This window comes from Actinoplanes sp. NPDC049118 (genome assembly GCF_040648555.1).
Taxonomy (GTDB): domain Bacteria; phylum Actinomycetota; class Actinomycetes; order Mycobacteriales; family Micromonosporaceae; genus Actinoplanes.
On sequence record NZ_JBEZDY010000001.1, the window covers coordinates 339,429 to 359,200 of the forward strand.

16 protein-coding genes are annotated in these 19,772 nt (G+C 71.7%); 4 read left to right on the forward strand and 12 right to left on the reverse strand.

What is annotated here, in order from left to right; translation table 11 throughout:
• A partial coding sequence (locus tag AB0B58_RS01520; protein ID WP_360215627.1) for a rhamnogalacturonan lyase occupies nt 1–1,880 on the forward strand: 1,880 nt, incomplete at its 5' end.
• Between the two features lie 118 nt (nt 1,881–1,998).
• On the opposite strand, the gene AB0B58_RS01525 is transcribed toward AB0B58_RS01520, so the two are convergent.
• Complete coding sequence (locus AB0B58_RS01525; RefSeq protein WP_360215630.1) at nt 1,999–2,238, reverse strand: hypothetical protein; 240 nt, start codon at nt 2,236–2,238, stop codon at nt 1,999–2,001.
• Between the two features lie 781 nt (nt 2,239–3,019).
• Between AB0B58_RS01525 and AB0B58_RS01530 the strand changes: the two genes are divergently transcribed.
• Nucleotides 3,020–3,682, forward strand: a complete 663-nt coding sequence (locus AB0B58_RS01530; protein WP_360215633.1) for a hypothetical protein — start codon at nt 3,020–3,022, stop codon at nt 3,680–3,682.
• A gap of 90 nt (nt 3,683–3,772) precedes the next feature.
• On the opposite strand, the gene AB0B58_RS01535 is transcribed toward AB0B58_RS01530, so the two are convergent.
• The 4 genes from AB0B58_RS01535 to AB0B58_RS01550 are packed head-to-tail and all read right to left on the reverse strand — an operon-like array spanning nt 3,773 to nt 8,021.
• Nucleotides 3,773–3,997 (reverse strand): hypothetical protein, encoded by a 225-nt coding sequence (locus AB0B58_RS01535; protein ID WP_360215636.1) that lies wholly within the window; start codon nt 3,995–3,997, stop codon nt 3,773–3,775.
• A 57-nt stretch (nt 3,998–4,054) separates the two neighbouring features.
• Nucleotides 4,055–5,434 carry a heterodisulfide reductase-related iron-sulfur binding cluster gene (locus tag AB0B58_RS01540; protein ID WP_360215639.1) on the reverse strand — a complete coding sequence of 460 codons (1,380 nt, stop codon included), beginning with the start codon at nt 5,432–5,434 and terminating at the stop codon, nt 4,055–4,057.
• Nucleotides 5,434–6,573, reverse strand: coding sequence for an FAD-binding oxidoreductase (locus AB0B58_RS01545; RefSeq protein ID WP_360215642.1), 1,140 nt, complete (start codon nt 6,571–6,573; stop codon nt 5,434–5,436). The genes AB0B58_RS01540 and AB0B58_RS01545 overlap by 1 nt, the downstream gene beginning before the upstream one ends.
• Nucleotides 6,573–8,021, reverse strand: coding sequence for an FAD-linked oxidase C-terminal domain-containing protein (locus AB0B58_RS01550; RefSeq protein WP_360215645.1), 1,449 nt, complete (start codon nt 8,019–8,021; stop codon nt 6,573–6,575). The genes AB0B58_RS01545 and AB0B58_RS01550 overlap by 1 nt, the downstream gene beginning before the upstream one ends.
• 142 nt (nt 8,022–8,163) lie before the next feature.
• Between AB0B58_RS01550 and AB0B58_RS01555 the strand changes: the two genes are divergently transcribed.
• Nucleotides 8,164–11,034: a M36 family metallopeptidase gene (locus AB0B58_RS01555; protein ID WP_360215648.1), complete on the forward strand. Its 2,871-nt coding sequence runs from the start codon at nt 8,164–8,166 to the stop codon at nt 11,032–11,034.
• 248 nt (nt 11,035–11,282) lie between these two features.
• On the opposite strand, the gene AB0B58_RS01560 is transcribed toward AB0B58_RS01555, so the two are convergent.
• Nucleotides 11,283–11,552, reverse strand: a complete 270-nt coding sequence (locus tag AB0B58_RS01560) for a hypothetical protein (RefSeq protein ID WP_360215651.1) — start codon at nt 11,550–11,552, stop codon at nt 11,283–11,285.
• Between the two features lie 117 nt (nt 11,553–11,669).
• Between AB0B58_RS01560 and AB0B58_RS01565 the strand changes: the two genes are divergently transcribed.
• Nucleotides 11,670–12,677 (forward strand): ketoacyl-ACP synthase III, encoded by a 1,008-nt coding sequence (locus tag AB0B58_RS01565; protein ID WP_360215654.1) that lies wholly within the window; start codon nt 11,670–11,672, stop codon nt 12,675–12,677.
• Here AB0B58_RS01565 and AB0B58_RS01570 read toward each other — a convergent pair.
• From AB0B58_RS01570 to AB0B58_RS01595, 6 genes are all read right to left on the reverse strand, one after another.
• Entirely contained in the window at nt 12,667–13,815 is a 1,149-nt protein-coding gene (locus AB0B58_RS01570) for a hypothetical protein (protein WP_360215657.1), read from the reverse strand. The genes AB0B58_RS01565 and AB0B58_RS01570 overlap by 11 nt on opposite strands.
• Before the next feature lie 22 nt (nt 13,816–13,837).
• Nucleotides 13,838–14,719: a glutathione S-transferase C-terminal domain-containing protein gene (locus tag AB0B58_RS01575; RefSeq protein ID WP_360215660.1), complete on the reverse strand. Its 882-nt coding sequence runs from the start codon at nt 14,717–14,719 to the stop codon at nt 13,838–13,840.
• 67 nt (nt 14,720–14,786) lie between these two features.
• Nucleotides 14,787–16,004: an HDOD domain-containing protein gene (locus AB0B58_RS01580; protein ID WP_360215663.1), complete on the reverse strand. Its 1,218-nt coding sequence runs from the start codon at nt 16,002–16,004 to the stop codon at nt 14,787–14,789.
• A 398-nt stretch (nt 16,005–16,402) separates the two neighbouring features.
• Nucleotides 16,403–18,241, reverse strand: a complete 1,839-nt coding sequence (recQ, locus tag AB0B58_RS01585) for a DNA helicase RecQ (RefSeq protein WP_360215666.1) — start codon at nt 18,239–18,241, stop codon at nt 16,403–16,405.
• A gap of 135 nt (nt 18,242–18,376) precedes the next feature.
• Nucleotides 18,377–19,024, reverse strand: a complete 648-nt coding sequence (gene ribA / locus AB0B58_RS01590) for a GTP cyclohydrolase II (RefSeq protein WP_360215669.1) — start codon at nt 19,022–19,024, stop codon at nt 18,377–18,379.
• Nucleotides 19,025–19,064: 40 nt separating this feature from the next.
• Nucleotides 19,065–19,754: a dihydrofolate reductase family protein gene (locus AB0B58_RS01595; RefSeq protein ID WP_360215672.1), complete on the reverse strand. Its 690-nt coding sequence runs from the start codon at nt 19,752–19,754 to the stop codon at nt 19,065–19,067.
• Between the last annotated feature and the right edge of the window lie 18 nt (nt 19,755–19,772).

Below are 19,772 nucleotides of genomic sequence, written 5' to 3' on the forward strand. Positions count from 1 at the left end.
ACCCGACGACCCCACCGACGACAACGCCGACCCCACCGACGACCCCACCGACGACAACGCCGACCCCACCGACGACCCCACCGACGACAACGCCGACCCCACCGACGACCCCACCGACGACAACGCCGACGACCCCGCCGCCGACCAGCGCGGCCGGCCGGCAGATGGAGCGGCTCGATCGCGGGCTGATCAGCGTCCGCTCCGGCAGCGGCAACCTGGTCAGTTGGCGCTGGCTCGCCGCCGACCCCGCCGACGTGGGCTTCAACCTCTACCGCGGCTCGACCAAGGTGAACGGCACCCCGATCACCGCCTCGACCAACTACCTCGACGCCGGGGCGGCCGCCGGATCCGCGTACACGGTCCGGGCCGTCGTCGGCGGCGTCGAACAGGCCGCCTCCGCCGCGTCGCTGAACTTCGCCGCCGGCTACCTCGACGTGCCGATCCAGAACCCCAACACCTCCGCGTACGCGGCGAACGACGCAAGCGTTGCCGACCTCGACGGCGACGGCCAGTTGGAGATCATCCTCAAGTGGGACCCGCTGAACTCCAAGGACAACTCGCAGTCCGGCGTCACCGACCCGGTGTACGTGGACGCCTACGAGCTCAGCGGCGCGCGGCTGTGGCGGATCAACCTGGGCCGCAACATCCGGGCGGGTGCGCACTACACCCAGTTCCAGGCCTACGACTACGACGGTGACGGCGACGCCGAGGTGGCCATGAAGACCGCCGACGCCACCGTCTCCGGCACCGGCCAGGTGATCGGCGACTCGAGCGCCGACCACCGCAATTCGAGCGGCTACATCCTCACCGGCCCCGAGTTCCTGACGATGTTCGACGGCCGCACCGGCGCCGCCCTCTCCACCGTCGACTACGTCCCTCCGCGCGGCACCGTCTCGTCCTGGGGCGACTCGTACGGCAACCGGGTGGACCGCTTCCTGGCCGGCACCGCCTACCTCGACGGCACCCGACCCAGCCTCATCATGGCCCGCGGCTACTACACCCGCACCGTGGTCGTGGCCTGGGACTTCCGCAACGGAACCCTGACCCGGCGCTGGACCTTCGACAGCAACAGCTCCACCAACGCCGGCACCGCCGGGCAGGGCAACCACCAGCTGTCGGTCGCGGACGTGGACGCCGACGGCCGCGACGAGATCGTCTACGGCGCCCTGGCCATCGACGACAACGGCGCCAAGCTCTGGAACACCGGCCTCGGCCACGGCGACGCCCTGCACGTCGGCGACCTGGACCCGTCCCGCTCCGGCCTCGAGGTGTTCAAGGTGGACGAGGACACCAGCAAGCCGTCATCGTGGTTCGCGGACGCCCGCACCGGCCAGGTGATCTGGTCCACCCCGGCGAACGGCGACAACGGCCGCGGCGTGGCCGGCGACGTCTGGTCCGGCAGCGCCGGCGCCGAGTCCTGGTCCGCCGCGGCGGACGGCCTGCGCAGCCCGTCCGGCTCGGCGGTGTCGAGCCGCAAACCCGGCTCGACGAACTTCCTGGCCTGGTGGGACGGCGATCCGGTCCGCGAACTGCTGGACGGCACGCACATCGACAAGTACGGCACGTCGTCGGACACCCGGCTGCTGACCGCGTCGGACGTCCACTCGAACAACGGCACCAAGTCGACCCCGTCCCTCTCCGGCGACCTGTGGGGCGACTGGCGCGAGGAGGTGATCTGGCCGAACACCGCCAACACGGCGCTGCGCATCTACGCGACGCCGAACGCGACGGACCGCCGCATCACCACCCTGCTGCAGGACTCCCAGTACCGGATGGCCCTGGCCTGGCAGAACACCGCGTACAACCAGCCACCGCACCCGAGCTTCTTCGTCGGCGCGAACATGGCCACCCCGCCGCGACCCGGCATCTACCAGCCATGACGCTGCGGCCGGCCGCACCGGGCGCGATTTCGTAGATCAAGGACTCGCCGGACCGAGCAGTCACCCAGCCGCGTGCCGGCTGGGCCGGCCACCCCTGTGGTTCACCTTGGGCCGCAGCTCAGCGGAGCCACATCTTGCCGTCGCGAAGGCGCTCGACCATCCACCGCGCGTACCCGCTGGCGTGCACGACGCCCTCGATCCGATCCGGTCGTGCGTGATGCGGAAGAACCTGGCCGACGAGCCGCGCGATGGCGTCACGAGTATCCGCGAGCTCGATCGTCATGCGGCGTTCGAGTTCACCAAGCCGCCGCAGCTCCTCATATCGCCAGTCCGTCGGTGGCTCTGAATCGTTGGACACGACCGAGGATGCTACGACGTTGGATTCGTAACTGTCGCCCGCATTTCGAAGCTTGACTTCTCCCTGGTGACGCAGCCTGCTTCTGGCCGTCGTTCAAAGGCTGGCCTTGTGCGGCGATTTCACGGACGGCCTCAGCAGCTTCATGTAGCGCTCTGGGGTAGTTGAGGTACGCGACTCGGCGTTCTTGGTGCAGCCGAAGTTGGTCTTCGCGCTCGTTGACAAGATCTTTCTCACTACGCTCGTCGGCTCGGCGTCGATCCTCGCGTCGAGCATTCCAAACCTGAGTAAAAATCGTTGCAGCGAGAGTGTCGATCACGGCAATGGAGGCGGCCAACACTGATGTCCAGGCAGACTCACGTCGTCATGGTGACAGGGGCGTGCGACCTCCGCTGAAGCCCGGGCCTCGACTGCTTCCGTGTAAGGAACGATCAGGGTCCGTCTACCCGCTTGGCAACCTCGTTGAGCTAGGCAAAAAGTTCGCCAGCGTCCATGCCCTTGGCCATTTCGTCGTCAACCGGCTAGTCGCCCCCACTGCCAGGGCGGCGCTCGATCAAGATCGCTGAACTGTTTGCCATCTACCAAGGCAAGCGTGGTCCGGCCTTCCGTTTGTTTCCCGGACGCGACCGGCCAATCTGGCATGGTGCCGTGTCTATGTCGGTGGCGCCGCGAGGCGTCGATAGATCGAGTTCTTCTGATGGCAATCGTTCGAGTGCTAGCCGTAGCCAAACGCGTTGGTTAAGGTGAGCTACCCACGGTCGCCTTAGTAACGGGAAGATTATTCATGAAATCGGTCATGCCGGCTATGGTGGCCGGCATTGCGGCACTCCTTGGTGTCTTGATAGGTTCATGGCGTCAAGCGGGCTTGCAGCGCTCACTTGCGCGGGCTGAATTGATCCGGAGTTGGCAGAATGAGCGTCGAACTTCCTATCTCAATCTCCTGGTGGCTGATGATGAATTCTATCGAAGCATCGTCGGAACGCTCCGGGACGCTCATCCTGAGTGGAGCGTCAGCGACCGAAATCAAGTCGGGAAAGATCAGCTGTTCTCGCCCCGGAATCCCATGGAAAGATCGGAGATAATATCGAAATTCGACCAAATCTGGCGCGCCGGCCGAGCGGTCGAACTTTATCACCTTGTCGATGATGATCTGCTTGCGTCCGCGAAATCGCTCCTATTGGTCGATGCCGAGCTGATCGGTCTGGTGGTGTTCGACCTGACGTACTACCAAGACAAGGCTCCCGACATCAGCACTCGAGTGGCGACGGTGCTACAGAAGCGCAGATCTGCAATCGATCATTTCATGCACGTGGCAAGACTGGCTCTCAATGTTCCCCCGAGTTTCAATCCGGCTTCCCGAGACACGCTCAAGGGTCAAGAAAGCTACGACCCATTGACCCCCAGGCAGACAAGGGGGCTGCTCGACGTGCAGCGACATGCTTCCTGACCTGGCACTGGTCTATGTTCGTCCACGGGCGCCCGCCGCTGTCGGCCGCGACTGCCGGTGCTCCACCGCCGGCGACCTTCGCGACTGCGCTCAACGGGATCTCGGCACGAGGAGAAAGACCCGCTCGATCCAGTCGGCGAGGATCGGGTAGTCGTCGTCCGTCTCTCCGCGGCCGCGGAGATAGTTCACTAGGCCGCGGCTGACCATGCGTTCTCGGCTTCCCACGAGCCGCGCCTGCAGCACCCGTTCGTGCTCGAAGAACCGGTCGACGTCGGTCGTGTAGATCTTGAGGCTGACGAGGTCGGCCAGGGACATCGCGGCGGTGTGGGACGCCCCGGTGGGCGTAGCGGCGCGGGCCTGCCCGCGAGGCGGCTATCCGGACGAGCGGGCCGGTGCGAGCAGCGCTGACACCGGCAGGCCGCGGATCGACGCGTCCAGGACCTCGGCCGTGTGCGCCAGCGCGATCTCGCCGCCCAGGCGCCGCACCGCGGAGGCCACCTGCATCAGGCAGCCCGGGTTCGCCGTCACCAGCAGGCTCGCGCCGGTGGCCAGCACGTCCTTCGCCTTGCGGTCGCCGAGTTCCGCCGCCGGGCCGGGGTTCAGGATGTTCCAGACGCCGGCCGAACCGCAGCAGATCTCCGGGTCCGCGATTTCGCGGACCTCGAGGCCGGGGATGCCGCGCAGCAGCGCGCGGGGCTGCGCCCGGACGCCCTGAGCGTGCGCGAGGTGGCAGGCGTCGTGGTAGGCCACGGTCAGCGGCAGCGGGTGCCGCCGCGCCGCCGGCCCCAGCTCGATCAGGATCTCCGACAGGTCGCGGACCGAGGCCGCGAACGCGGCCGCCCGGTCGGCGTAGCGGGGTTCGTCGCGCAGCAGCTCCGCGTACTCCTTCATGGACGAGCCGCAGCCCGCCGCGTTGACGATCACGAAGTCGACGCCGGCCCGCTCGAAGCGGTCGATCAGTTTACGGGCGAAGCCCTTCGCCTGCTCCTCGCGCCCGTTGTGGACGCTCAGCGCGCCGCAGCAGCCCTGCGCGGGCGGGATCACCACCTCGCAGCCCTCGGCCGCCAGCACCCGGATGGTCGCCGCGTTCACGTCCGGGAAGAACGCGCCCTGCACGCAGCCGGTCAGGACGCCCACGACCGCGCGGCGCGGTCCGCGGGCGGCCACCCGCCGCGGCGGCCTCGGTACCCGCCTCAGCCGCGGCGCGAGGGACTCCAGGGTGGCCAGCGTCGGCGCGAGGCGGGGCAGCAGGCCGCTGCGGGCGACGAGCCGTTGCAGGCCGCTGGCCTGGTAGGCGCGCAGCGGGCCCCGCAGCAGGCGCAACCTGCGCGGGTAAGGGAAGAGCGCGAAGATCGCCTCCCGCAGCGCCCGGTCCCGGCCGCCCCGGGTGTGCCGCCGCTCGACCTGCGCCCGGGTGTCCTCGATCAGGCGGTCGTAGCGCACCCCGGACGGGCAGGCCGTCACGCAGGCCATGCAGCCCAGGCAGGCGTCGACGTGCCGGACCATCGAGCCGGTCATCGGCTCGCCGTCCAGCCCCTGCTTCATCAGGTAGATCCGGCCGCGCGGCGAGTCCATCTCCTCGCCCCACAGCACGTACGTCGGGCAGGTGGTCAGGCAGAAGCCGCAGTGCACGCAGTCGCTGACGATGTCGAGCCGGGGCGGGCGGTGGCCGTCGAAGGCCGGTTCGCCGGCGACCGGCCCCAGCACGTCGCGCGGTGCCTGCCCGCCGCCGCCACGGGTCGCGTCGACCATCAGATGCCTCCCACGAATCGGCCCGGCGCGAACCGGTGTGCCGGGTCGAACTGGTCCTTCACCTGGCGCATCAGCTCCAGCCCCGGCACCGGGCCCCACATGTCGACCCGCTCGCGCACCTGCGGCGGGGCGGTGAGCACCACACCGTGGCCGCCGGCGCGGATCGCCGTCGCCCGCAGCCGCTCCACGACGGCCGGCGCGGCGCCGGCCGGCACGTCGGCGTAGAGCACGCCGGTGCCGGCCGAGCCGCGCAGCGCGACTCCGCAGGACAGCAGGTCCGGCACCCGCGACAGCGGCACGGTCAGCTTCATCCCGGTCTCCGTCCACGGGTACGCGCCCCACCACGGCGGGAACTCGTCGGTCGACTGGGCGCCGAGCGCCTTCTCGAGGGTGGCGGCCCGGTCCCGTACCCCGGCGGCGGTGCCCTCCACCAGCACGGCCAGGGTCACCGGGCCGTCGGCGGGCGCGTCGATCTCGACCGCCGCCGGTACGACCTGCTCCGCGCGGACGGCGGCCAGCAGCGCGCCGAGCTCTGGGGCCGGTGCGGTGCGGACGACCAGTGCCCGCGCGGCGGGGCGCGGGTGCAGCCGGAACGCACACTCGGTGATCAGCCCGAGCGTGCCGTACGAGCCGGTGTAGAGCTTGCCCAGGTCGTACCCGGCGACGTTCTTCACGACCTTGCCGCCCGCCCGCGTGATCATCCCGTCGGGCCGGACCACCGTGATGCCGATCAGCAGGTCGCGGACGGTGCCGTAGCCCTGGCGCCGCGGTCCGCTGGTGTTCGCCGCGACCGCGCCGCCGACGGTCGCTCCGGGCAGGACCGGGTCCAGGGCGAGCTGCTGACCGGCCAGGTCGAGTCCGGCGAGGGCGGTGCCGGCCCGGACCACCACGATCAGGTCACCGGCGGCGTGCTCGACCACGCCGGTCAGGTTGCGGGTGTCCACGATCAGGTCGAGCCGCCGCGGCGGCATGCCCCAGTCCAGTTTGCTGCCGCCGCCGCGCACCACGACCGCGAGGTCGTCGGCGGCGGCCGCCCGCAGCACCTCGGCGGCCTCCCGGGTGCTCGCCGGGGCGGCGACGAACCGGGCCGGCACCCCGCCGACCGTGTCCGCGTCGGTCGCCGACGTCCAGAGCGCCATCAGAAGAGCTCCGCCGGGCGGGCCTCGGTCGCCTTGTGCCGCCGGGGCACCTCGCCGCAGAGCCGGGGCGTTGGGAAGATCTTGCCGGGGTTGGCCAGTCCGGCGGGGTCGAAGGCGCAGCGCAGCAGCTGCATGGTCTCGAGGTCGTCGGCGGTGAACATCCGCGGCATGTACCGGGATTTGTCCATGCCGACGCCGTGCTCGCCGGTGATCGAGCCGCCGTACTCGATGCACAGGTCGATGATCGCGCCGGACACCTCCTCGGCCCGCTCGGCCTCGCCGGGCACGCCGTCGTCGAAGAGCACTAGCGGGTGCAGGTTGCCGTCGCCCGCGTGGAAGACGTTCGCGACCCGTACGCCGTGCGCGCGGGAGACCTCGCTGATGCGGTGCAGCACCTCGGGCAGCGCCGTCCGCGGGATGACCCCGTCCTGCACGATGTAGTCCGGGCTGATCCGGCCGACCGCGGCGAACGCCGACTTGCGTCCCTTCCAGAACAGCGCGCGCTCGGCCGGGTTGGCGGCGATCCGCAACTCGAACGCGCCGCTCTGCTCGCACAGCGCGGTCACCTGCTCGAACTGGGCGTCCACCTCGGCGTGCGGACCGTCCAGCTCGACGATCAGCACGGCACCGGCGCCGGCGGGGTAGCCGCAGGCCACGGCCGCCTCGGCGGCCTCGATGGCGAGGGCGTCCATCATCTCCACCGCCGCCGGCACGACCCCGGCGGCGATGATCGCCGAGGTGGCCGCGCCGGCCTGGTCGGTGGTCTCGAAGGCGGCGAGCAGCGTACGCACGGACTCCGGCAGCCGGGTCAGGCGCACGGTCACCCGGGTCGCGATGCCCAGCGTTCCCTCGGAGCCGACGAACGCGCCGAGCAGGTCGTAGCCGGGGGAGTCGGGGGCCCGGCCGCCCAGTTCGACGAGGTCGCCGTCGGGCGTGACGATCTGCGCCCCGATCACGTGGTTGGTGGTGAAGCCGTACTTGAGGCAGTGCGCGCCGCCGGAGTTCTCCGCGACGTTGCCGCCGATCGAGCAGATCTGCTGGCTGGACGGGTCGGGCGCGTAGTAGTAGCCGGCCGGGGTCGCCGCGTGGGTGACGTGCAGGTTGATCACGCCGGGTTCGACGACCGCGCGTTCGTCGTCCGGCGCCACCTCGACGATGGCGCGCATCTTCGACGTCACGATCAGCACCCCGTCCGCGTGCGGCAGGGCGCCGCCGGAGAGACCGGTCCCGGAGCCACGCGCCACGAACGGCACGTCCGCCTCGACGCAGGCCCTCACCGTGCGGGCGCACTCGGAGGCGTCGCGGGGCAGCACCACCAGGCCGGGAGTGACCTTGTAGTGGGCCAGGCCGTCGCATTCGTAGGTACGCAGCTCCTGCCGGTCGCTGATCACCCGGTCGGCACCCAGGCCGGACCGCAGCACCGCGGCGAGACTCTCAAGCGTGGTCATCGGCGACCCCCTGAACGACAACGTAACCCGCCGGGCGGCCCGCCGGCACCGTTGAAACAATTCGTTCATCTATGAACGTCTATGCACGCGTAGTGTCTCGACGGTCTGGAGAGATCCTCCAGGCCGACCCCAGGAGGCATGCGTGCGCATACGCAGACGGTCCGCCATCGCCGGAATCCTCGCCGTGACCACCATGATCGCCGCCTCGCCCATCGGCGCGGACGCGGCACCCGCCGATCAGCCGCCCGCGGCGACGCCGCTGACCGGCGAGCACCTCGGCGACGAGTACGACTTCGTCGACAACCGCGGCGGCAGCGCCGCACCCACCGCCGGGCAGCGCGCCCTGGTCCGCGACGACAACCTCGTCATCCGCTGGAACAGGCTCGGCACCCCGGCCTCCGTCACCCCGGCCAAGGGCCGGCTAGCCGCGGGGCGCACCCGCGACGCCGAGACCGTCGCCCGCGACTACCTGAGGAACAGCGTCGGGTTGTTCTCGCTCCGGTCCGCCGCCGTCGACGACCTTGAGACCATCGCCGAGACCGAGGTCGGCGGCGGCGCCGTCGTGCTGCTGCGCCAGCGGTTCGGCGGCCTGCCCGCGGCACACGACGGCCTGGTCGCCGTCGCGGTCAAGGACGGCGACGTCCTGCGCGTCACCTCGTCGCTCAGCCCGCGCACCGGCAAGCCCGCCGCCGCCCTCCTCACCGCCGACGACGCGCTGGCCGCGGCGCTGTCCGACGCGGGGATCGACCGGGCGCAACTGGCCGACTCGCGGGTCCGGCTCGTCGCGGTCCCGATGCCCGGCGCCGACCCGCGGTCGGCGTATGAGGTCGTCGTGATGTCGAAGGACGCCGAGCACCCGCTCGGCTACACGACCTACGTCGACGCCCGCGACGGCAAGGTGCTGCTGCGGGAGAACCTGGTCAACTTCGCCGAGAACGACCCGCACTGGAAGGTCTTCCCGGGCACCCCGCCGGCGAACGGCGCCGACACCCGCCAGACCTGGTGCGCGACGACGGCCACCGGCTGCTCCCGGCAGGTCGTCGACCCGGCCACCGGCCGGCCGTGGGACATCGACCCGGCCACCGGCCTGCCCACGTTCACCACGTCCGGCAACTCCGCGGAGTCGGTGCGCCTCTGGGGCAACGGGACCCCGGCCGTGCCCGCGGCGACCAGGCCCGACCGCGAGTACGTCTACCCGTTCACCAACCAGTGGAACACCAGCAGGTGCGACCCGAACACGCTGACCTCGCCCGAGCAGGCCGACGTCGACGCGGCCACCGCGAACCTGTTCGCGATGCACAACCGGATGCACGACTGGTCCTACCGGCTCGGCTTCACCGAGGCCACCTGGAACCTGCAGAAGACCAACGCCGGGCCGTACGGCAAGGGCGCCGACGCCGAGCGCGGCAACGCCCAGCAGGGCGCGGCCACGGCGACCACGCGCAACAACGCCAACCAGGCGACCCCGCCGGACGGCATGCAGCCGACCACGAACATGTACATGTGGCAGCCGTTCGCCGGCAGCGCGTACCCGCCCTGCGTCGACGGTGACTACGACATGACGGTCATCGGCCACGAGTACACCCACGCCATCAGCAACCGCATGATCGCCGGCCCGGACAGCGGCATCAGCTCGAGCCAGGGCGGTGCGATGGGCGAGAGCTGGTCGGACCTCATGGCGATGGAGTACCTGTTCGAGAGCGGCTACACCCCGCGGGGCGGCACGCCGTACGTGACCGGCGCGTACGTGACCGGCGACGTGGCGACGGGCATCCGCAACTACGACATGAGCGCGAGCCCGCTCAACTACTCGAACTACGGCTACGACCGCGGCGCGGCCGTGCACCCGGACGGCGAGATCTGGAGCGCGACGAACTTCGACGTCCGGCGTGCCCTCATCACCCGCTACGGCTCGGGCACCCGGGCGCTGCAGGAGAGCTGCGCGGCCGGCACCACCCCGGCCACCGAGTGCCCCGGCAACCGCCGCTGGGCGCAGCTGGTCTTCGACGCGTTCCTGCTCGCGGCGACCGGCTCGATCAGCATGCTCGACATGCGCGACAACATGATCACCGCGGACGCGCTGCGCTTCGACGGCGCCAACGCCGACCTGCTCTGGAACGCGTTCGCCGCCCGCGGCATGGGCGCCGGCGCGTCGAGCGGGCCGTCGGACACCGACCCGGTGCCGAGCTTCGCGTCGCCGTACACCGAGAACGTCGAGGTGACGTTCAAGGCGCTCGGCGAGGCCGCGGGCAAGCCGGTCCGCCTCTACGTCGGCGACTACGACTTCGGCGCCACCCCGGTCGCCGACACCGACCCGGCGACGGCCCTGCCGGACACGGTGACGCTGGCGCCCGGCACCTACCGGTTCCTGGCGATCGGCGCGGGATACGGCCACAAGCGCTTCACGCAGACCATCTACCCCGGTGTCACCGCGAACGTCGGCGTGGTCATGCCGGCCAACCTGGCATCGGCCGCCTCCGGCGCGACGATCACCGGCGACGGCACGAACCTGGGCCGCCTCACCGACGACGCCGAGGGCACGGCCTGGACCGCCACCGGCGGCGCGGCCGGCCGGCAGGTCACGGTCGACCTGCCGACGGACGCACCGAAGCTGGTGTCCCGGGTGCAGCTCAGCGCCTTCCCGGGCGCCGGCGCGGCGACCTCGACGATGTACAGCACGGTCCGCCGCTTCGAGGTGCTGACCTGCAACGCGGCGGCGGGCGCGGACTGCGCGACGGACGCGGGCTACAAGGTGGCGTACGCCAGCGCCGCGAACGCCTTCGACACGGCGCAGTTCCGCCCCAAGGTGCCGAACCTGCTGCTGAAGTCGTTCCAGGTCCGCCCGACGCCGGCCACCCACGTGCGGCTGCGGGTGCTCACCAACCAGTGCACGGGCAACCCGCTCTACGCGGGCGAGCAGGAGAACGACCCGCGCGGCGCCACCGACTGCGCGACGGCCTCGGCCGCGGCGGGCAGCGTCGTCGCCGCCGAGTTCGAGGTGTTCAGCAGCTGATCCGCGGGCCGAGGGGTACGCGATCCCGGTCGCGTACCCCTCGGCCGGTTCGCTCAGCCCCGCACCGCGATGGTCAGGCGGGCCGGGTAACCGCTGGCCACGTAGGCGTCGTTGTCGACCGGGGTCTCGCCGGGCTGTTCTGGCATGGGTGCGCTCGCCTACTTGTCTCGAATCCCGAGCAGGCAGTGAGGCGTTTCTATCTATGAATGAGCTTTGAAAGTGGTCGACTGTGGAGCCCCGGGTGTGGCCTACGGGACGGGGCGGCGCATCGAGTACGTGACACCGTGCAGGCGATGCGGCTCGTTGAGCACGTGGATCGGGGCCCGGTCGTACGCCTGCCAGCCGGCGGCTCCGGCACGGTTCAGGTGGCGCAGGTCGTCGAAGCGCTCGTCGGTGCCCCACCGCAGCGTCCCGCCCGGGTGGTGGAACGTGGCCGTCCAGTCCATGAACCGGTCAGCACCGAAGGTGCCGGCCGCCCGGTACTCGAGTCGCGCATACTCCCAATTGGTCACAGTCATGATTATCTCTCCGCCGGGTCCGGCGACGCACGTCACTGGCGTAGGCGTGGCGAAAACTTCGGCCGGCCGGCCGGGCGATCCCTCAACCGGGCCGCCGGGAGGCCGATAAGCGGTTACATGCAATCGGTACCGCGCGTCGGCATCCTCGGTACGGGCTCCTACGTGCCCGAGCATGAGGTCACGAACGAGAGCCTGGTGGAGCGGGTGACCGACACCACCCCCGAGTGGATCGCCAGCAAGACGCTGATCGAGGCGCGGCGCTTCGCGGCGCCCGACGAGGCCACCTCCGACCTGGCCGCCGAGGCCGCGCTCGCGGCCCTCGCGCGGGCCGGGATCCCCGCCGACCGGGTCGACTACCTCATCGTCTCCACCTCGACGGGCGACTCGCCGCAGCCGCCGACCGCCTCGCTGGTGCAGCACGCCATCGGCGCGCACCGGGCCGCCGCGTTCGACATCAACGTCGTCTGCGCCGGCTTCGTCTTCGGCCTGGCGCTGGCCAACAGCCTGGTCGCCACCCGGCCCGACGCGGTCGTGCTGGTCGTGGCCGCGGACGTCTACTCGCGGATCCTCGATTTCAGCGACCGGCGGACCGCCATCCTGTTCGGCGACGGTGCCGGCGCCGCCGTGGTCGGCGCGGTGCCCGCGCCGTACGGGCTGGTCGACGTCGAGCTGGTCACCCGCGGCGACGAGCACGAGCTGATCCACGTCAAGGCCGGCGGCAGTCGCCTGCCCGCCTCCGCCGACACGGTGGGCGACGGCGACCACCTCTTCCGGATGAACGGCCGCGGCGTACGCGAGTTCGTCATGGCCGGGGTCCCGCCGGTGCTCGCCGGGCTGCTCAAGCGGGCCGGTCTCGCACCGCAGGACGTCACCCACTTCGTCCCGCACCAGGCCAACGGCGTGATGATCGGGGAACTGGTCGAGGCCGCCGGGCTGGGCGCGGCCCGCACGCACCTGGTGCTGGAGCGCTTCGGCAACACCGGCAGCGCGTCCGCGGCGATCGCGCTCGACGTCGCCGCGCGCTCCGGCGCGCTGCTAAGCGGCGAACTGGTCCTGCTGGCCGGCTTCGGCGGCGGCATGTCGGTCGGCGCGGCCCTGCTGCGCTGGTACGCCCCTAACGGCTGATCCGGGCGCCGAGGAAGAAGATCCCGGGCTGCCCGGGTGTCTCGAAGCCGGCGCTGCGGTTGCGCTTGAGCGACGAGCCCCTGAGCGTCAGCGTGCCGGTACGGTCGTTGCTCACGAAGAAGATCGCGCCGCCGCCCTCGTTGGCGCGGTTGTCGCGTACGACGGTGCCGGCGAGGCTGACGGTGAAGGTGTTGCCGTCGGTGTAGATCGCGCCGCCGGAGCCGCCGCCCGGTGTCCCGCCGCGGGCCGGGTTGGCGCCCCGGCCGACCGCCCTGTTGCCGGTGAAGACGCTGTTCAGCACCGACCAGGAGACGCCGATGCTGCTCAGCGCGCCGCCGTTCGCGCAGACCCCGCCGGTGAAGGTGCTGCGCACCACGTAGACCGGCCGGTTCCGCGACTGCGACAGCACGCGGATCGCCGCGCCGCCGAGGTCCGGGCCCGTGCCGTCGCAGCGGTTGCCGGTGAAGCGCGAGTTGACGACCTTGAGCCGGCCGCCGCGCACGAAGATCGCGCCCCCGCCGCCGCCCTCGGCGGTCTCGCCTGTCGAGTTCCCGTCCTTGAACGTCAGGTTCTGCACGGTCAGCCGCGGCGTCGGCTGGTCCTGGCAGTGCGAGGTCGTGAAGCGCTGCGCCTGGTCGCAGGTGTTCTGGTAGAGGATCCGGCGCTTGCCGGCGCCGCTGAGCGTCACCCGGCCGCCGCCGTCGAGCACGACGTCGGGGCCGTGGTCGTTGCGTACCTTGGCGGTGGCCTTCATGGTGATCGTCACCGGCGCCGGGCCGCAGTCGAAGGTGATCACGCCGCCGGCGGCGACGGCCTTCACCACGGCCGCGGAGGTGCAGCTCGCGGGCGTGCCGGTGCCGACGACGCGGTCGGGGTCGCTGGTGTCCGCCGCCCTCGCCTCAGCCGGGACGGCCGCCCCGCCGTCCGGGTTGCCGGGGCTCGGCAACGCCGGCACCGGCTTCGGCGACGCGCTGGGAGCGACCGAGGGGTTCGCGCCGGCGGGAACCGGCGTGGTCGCGCCGGCCGACGCCGCGGCGCGGGCGGGGGAGGGCGTGACCGCAGCCGGGGCGGCGGCGCCCTCGGAACCGCAGCCGGTGAGCACGAGAGCGCTGGTCAGCGCGGCAATCTTGGAACGCACCGCACGATAGTAGGTGGTGCGGTCAGCCGGTGGGTTCCTCCCAGTCCGGCCGGATCGCGCCGGGGCGGGAGAAGGCGCCGAAGTCGGTGGTGTCGCGGAACGCCGGTATCCGGTACAGCTCGCGGGCGTACGACCACAGGTGCGGGTAGACGTGCAGCCCGGGGTTGACGGCCCGGTCCGCGTTCACGCCGACGTCGTAGCGGACCAGCGTCACCCAGAGCCGGATGTCGGCCTCGGTCAGGTCGTCGCCGAGCAGGAAGCGGGACCGTGACAGCCGGCCGTCCAGCTGCTCGAACGCCTCGAGCAGGGCGGTACGGGCGGTGCCGGGGCCGCCGGCCGCCCCGGCGCCGTGGTTGACGGCCGGGCCGAGCCAGCGGTCCAGCTCCTCGATCCGCTCGCGCAGCCGCGGCGGATACGTCTCCACCACCGGTTCCGCCAGGTGCCGGAAGCGGGTGGCCAGGTCGATGCCGATGCCGTAACAGTCGTTGCTGACCAGGCGCGCGTTCGCGCGGTCCCACAGCGCCGGTACGGAGACGTGGCCGTCGAAGCCCTCCTCGGTGGCCTCGTAGACCTCGCGCAGCAGGGTGAAGCCGTTGACCGGGTCCGGGCCGTACCGCTCCCGGAACGCCCAGCCGCGGCCGTCGCGGGCGCCGTCGACGTACGACATGCCGACGATGTCCTCGAGCCCGGCGAGGGAACGGGTGATCGCGACCCGCTGCGACCAGGGGCAGAACCATCCGCCGTACACGTGGTAGCGGAACGGGCGGGCGGTGAAGTCGCCGTCGTCGGTGATCCGGCCGGTGAAGCGCAGCAGCGGCCCGGGGGTGTCGGGGATCCGGTATTCGCCGTGTGCCGCGGTGTCGACGGGGGTGGCCAGCCGGGTGGCGGGCGACAGCTTGATCATGACCCTCTCCTCAGCTACGGCGAGGTGGCCGACAAAGCCTATCCCGCCTATAGGAGATGGGCAACGGTCAGGGGGCGCCCTGTGCGGCCTGCACGGCCATCCGCGACCAGCGCATCGCGCCCATCACGGTACCCGCGAGATCATCGCCGGAGTAGGCGGCGGCGACCTCCGCCAGGTCACCGCGCTCGTACGCGTTCACCACCCGCAGCACCTGGCCGATCGGCCCGGTACCGCGCTCGAGGGCGCCGGCGATGTCCGGGCTCAGCGGCAGCTGGTGCGCCATCGCGGCGTTGGAGAGGCCGAGCATCCCGGCCACGGCCCCGATCAGCCCGGCCATGAACGCCGAGTCGGCGTTCGCGCCGAAGGCCGTCGCGACATTCTCGCAGAGGCGGGCCCGGGTGAGTGCGTCCGCCATCTGCTCCTCGGTCGCCTCGGCGACGTCGTCGACGACCATCAGCATGGCCCAGCCGCGGATGTGCGTGACGCCGAGCATCACCACGGCCTGGCGCACGGAGGAGATCTTGGAGCTGGCGCCGGCCGCGGCCGAGTTGCTTGCCCGCAGCACCCGCATGGTCAGCGCCGGGTCGCCGGCGATGATCGACAGCACGCGCTCGAGGTCGGTGTCGCCGGCGCTGAGCGCGGCGAGCAGCTCCAGGCGGCGCAGCCGCGAGGGGGTGAGGCTGTTGGCGGTGAGCACCTGGGGCCGGCTGAGCACGTAACCCTGGCGCAGCTCGAAGCCGTACCGGTTGCTCAGCGCCAGCTGCTCGCCGGTCTCCAGGCCCTCGGCGATGATCTGGATGTCGGGGTACGCCCGGCAGGCCGCGACGATCTCGTCCAGGTGGGTGAGGTCGCCCAGCAGCAGGTCCAGTTTCACGAACGAGGCCAGGGGCAGCAGCTTCTCGTGCCCCGATCCCCAGACGAAGTCGTCAAGCGCGATCCGGTAGCCCTGCGCGACCAGCGCGGAGACGCCCTCGATGACCTCGTCGTCGACCTTGACGGTCTCGAGCACCTCGAGCACCACGTGCTCCGGGTCGAACGGCAGGGTCAGCTCGCCGGTGAGGAACTCGCGGGTCATGTTGATGAAGCAGGTCCGGTCTCCGACGACCTCGTCGATGCCGAACTCGGTGAAGGTGTTGACGATGACCTGGCTGGTCGCGTAGGTGTCGCGGCGGCCGGCCTCGACCGCGTCCATGCTGCCGCGGAACAGCAACTCGTAGGCGACCACGTCGCCGGTCACGTCGAAGATCGGCTGCCGGCCTACGTGCACGAGCTGTGTGCCCGGCATGGGGAACGGCAACGTTGGGTTCACGGCATGATTGATCGGCCGTGGATGCGGAGGCTTGAGGGTTCTTCGGCGGAGATCGCGGACGGGCCACCGCCCGCGGCCTCCGGCCGTGCCCGGCCGCCGGACATCCGTGGCCGGGCCACTCCCGCGGACCGCACGACCGGGGCCGGAACCGGCCGGGCATCCGCGGCCGTGCCGCTGCGGCGGACCGGGTGGCCGGGGCCGGAACCGGCCGGACATGCGCGGCCGTGCCGCTGCGGCGGACCGGGTGGCCGGGGCCGGAACCGGACATCTGCGGCCTTGCGGCTCCGGCGGAGCGGGTGGCCGGGGCCGGAACCGGACATCCGCGGCCATGCGGCTCCGGCGGAGCGGGTGGCCGGGCCGGAACCGGCCGGCGTTCACTGCTCCGCGAGGGCGGCGAGGACCTGCTCGCCGAACTTGGCCAGCTTGCTCTCGCCCACGCCGTTGACCGTGGACAGCTCCGCCAGGCTGCCCGGGCGCTGGGTCGCGATCTGCCGCAGGGTCGCGTCGTGGAAGACCACGTAGGCCGGGACGCCGGCCTCCTTGGCCGCGGCGGCCCGCCAGGCGCGCAGCCGCTCGAACAGCGGCGCCGCCTCCGGCGGCAGCTCGGCCGCCGGTGCCGCCTTGCCCGAGCGGGCCTTCGGGGCGCGGGCCGCGCGCTCCGGCTCGCGGCGCATCATGACCTGGCGCTCGCGGCGGAGCACGCTGCCGCTGGAGTCGGTGAGCACCAGCGTGCCGTAGTCGCCCTCCACCGCGAGCAGGCCCTGCGCCAGCAGCTGCCGCACCACGCCGCGCCACTCGGACTCGCGCAGGTCCGCGCCGATGCCGAAGACGCTCAGCTCGTGATGGCGGAACTGGGTGACCTTGTCGGTGGTCTTGCCCAGCAGGATGTCGATGGACTGGCCGGCGCCGAACTTCTGGCCGCGCTCGCGCTGCAGGCGCAGCACCGTGGAGAGCAGCTTCTGCGCCGCGATCGTGCCGTCCCAGGACTCCGGGGGATTGAGGCAGGTGTCGCAGTTGCCGCAGTCGGGCGCGCCCTGCTGGCCGAAGTAGGCCAGCAGCCGGGAGCGGCGGCACTGCACCGTCTCGCAGAGCGCCAGCATCGCGTCCAGGTGTGCGGCGAGATTGCGGCGGTGGGCGAAGTCACCCTCCGACGTCTCGATCATCTTGCGCTGCTGCACCACGTCCTGCAGCCCGTAGGCCAGCCAGGCGGTGGACGGCAGGCCGTCGCGCCCGGCCCGGCCGGTCTCCTGGTAGTAGCCCTCGACGGACTTCGGCAGGTCGAGGTGGGCGACGAAGCGCACGTCGGGCTTGTCGATGCCCATGCCGAACGCGATCGTGGCGACCATCACCAGGCCGTCCTCGCGCAGGAAGCGGGACTGGTTGGCCGCGCGGACCCGCGAGTCGAGGCCCGCGTGGTAGGGCAGGGCGGGAATGCCGTTCTGCACCAGGAAGTCGGCGGTCTTCTCCACCGAGGCGCGGGACAGGCAGTAGACGATGCCCGCGTCGCCCGGGTGCTCGGTGCGCAGCAGGTCGAGGAGCTGCCGGCGGGGCTCGTTCTTCGCCACGATGCGGTACTGGATGTTGGGGCGGTCGAAGCCGGCGGTGAAGTGCCGGGCGCCGGTCAGGTCGAGCCGGGTGGCGATCTCGCCGTGCGTCGCGGTGGTCGCCGTGGCGGTGAGCGCGATGCGCGGCACGTCGGGCCAGCGCTCGTGCAGCATCGACAGCGCGAGGTAGTCGGGGCGGAAGTCGTGGCCCCACTGCGAGACGCAGTGCGCCTCGTCGATGGCGAACAGCGCGATCCTGCCGCGGTCGAGCAGCCGCTGGGTGGCCGGGACCCCGAGGCCCTCGGGCGCGACGTAGAGCAGGTCCAGCTTGCCGTCGACGAAGGCCTGCTCGACCAGGCGGCGCTCGCCGGAGTCCTGCGTCGAGTTGAGGAAGCCGGCCCGCACGCCGAGGGTGCGCAGCGCGTCGACCTGATCCTGCATGAGGGCGATCAGCGGGGAGATCACCACCGCGACGCCGTCGCGCACCAGCGCCGGGATCTGGTAGCACAGCGACTTGCCGCCGCCGGTCGGCATCAGCACCAGGGCGTCGCCGCCGGCGATGACGTGCTCGATGATCTCGCGCTGCTCACCGCGGAATCCGGAGTAGCCGAAGACCCGGTTGAGCACCTCGGTGGCGGCGGACCGGTCGATCTCGGGAGCGGAAGTCACTCCGCGATAGTAGTGACCGCGCCCGGCGCGGGTCCGGGCCCTGTGGACAACCCGGGGAACGGCCGCGGCCGGACGCCCGGCCTGTGGACGGTGCCCGGCCGGTCGATCATGGCCGGGCCGCGGGACCCGGCGGGGTCACAGGCCGGGCAGGTCCAGGGTGTGCGAGGTGTGCGACGCCTTGGTGGTCAGGTAGCGCAGGTTGGCCGAGGACAGGTGCACGCCCGTCGGTATCCGCTCCGCGATCCGGATGCCGCGCGCCTCGAGTTGCGTCGCCTTGTCCGGGTTGTTGCTCAGCAGCCGGATCCGCTTCGCGCCCAGCGCCAGCAGCATCTGCGCCGCCGCCGTGTAGTCGCGCTCGTCCTCGCCGCGGCCCAGCGCCACGTTCGCCTCGTACGTGTCCAGCCCGGCATCCTGCAGCGCGTACGCGTCCAGCTTGGCGTACAGGCCGATGCCCCGACCCTCCTGGCGCAGGTAGAGCAGCAGGCCGCCGGTCTCGGCGATGCGCTCGACCGCCTCGCGCAGCTGCGGGCCGCAGTCGCAGCGCTGGCTGCCGAACGCGTCGCCGGTCAGGCACTCGCTGTGCGGCCGGACCAGGGGCGCCGCGGCCAGGGCCTGTTCCCAGTCGCCCAGCCCGAGCGCGAGGTGCTCCCCGCCGTCGACCAGCCCGTCGAAGGTCAGCACCCGTGCCGTCGTCGTGTACCCGTCGGCGAAGCGCAGCGGAACGGTGACGCGCGTCCGTACCGTGGCCTTCGGAATCGTCCCCAAGCCCAGCGCCTCGGACATCCGCCCCCCATTTCGATCTTCAGGTATCTCGGCCACCGGGTCAGCCCCGGTAGCGGTCGGAGAGCGCGTACCGCAGCAGCACCACGTCGCCGATCTGGCGCACCTCGGTGAGGTCCGCGCGGCGCTCCGGCCCCCACGGGAACGTGCCGTCGCGGACGAAGCGCGGCGCCCGCGAGTCGCCGACGAAGAACGGTGCGACCACCAGCTGCAGCTCGTCGGCGAGGCCCGCGGTGAGGAAGCCGGTGTGTATCGTGCCGCCGCCCTCGACCATGAGGCGGTCGACGCCGCGCCCGTGCAGGTCGGTGATGACCCGGCACAGGTCGACCGGTTCGCCGCCGTCGATCACGGTAGCGACCCCGCCGAGCCTGCGCCGCGCGTTCGGGATCGCGGGGGTCGCGCAGTAGACGAGCTTGTCGGCCTCGCCGACGGCGAAGAAGCTCGCCTCCGGGTCCAGGTCGCAGCTGTTGGTCACGGTCACCTTGACGGGGTCCGGCCGCTCGCCGCGGGCCACCCGGGCCTTGCGCCGGGTCTCGTCGCGGACCAGCAGCCGGGGGTTGTCCCGGCGGATCGTGCCGGCGCCGACCAGGATCGCGTCGCAGCCGGCCCGGACCTCGTCGACCCGGTCGAAGTCGGCGCTGTTGGACAGCAGCAACCGCTCGTCGCTCGGGCTGTCCACGTATCCGTCGATGGACATTCCGCAGCTGAGCAGCACGTACGGTCGCTCAAGCACTGATGGTCCCCCTATCGA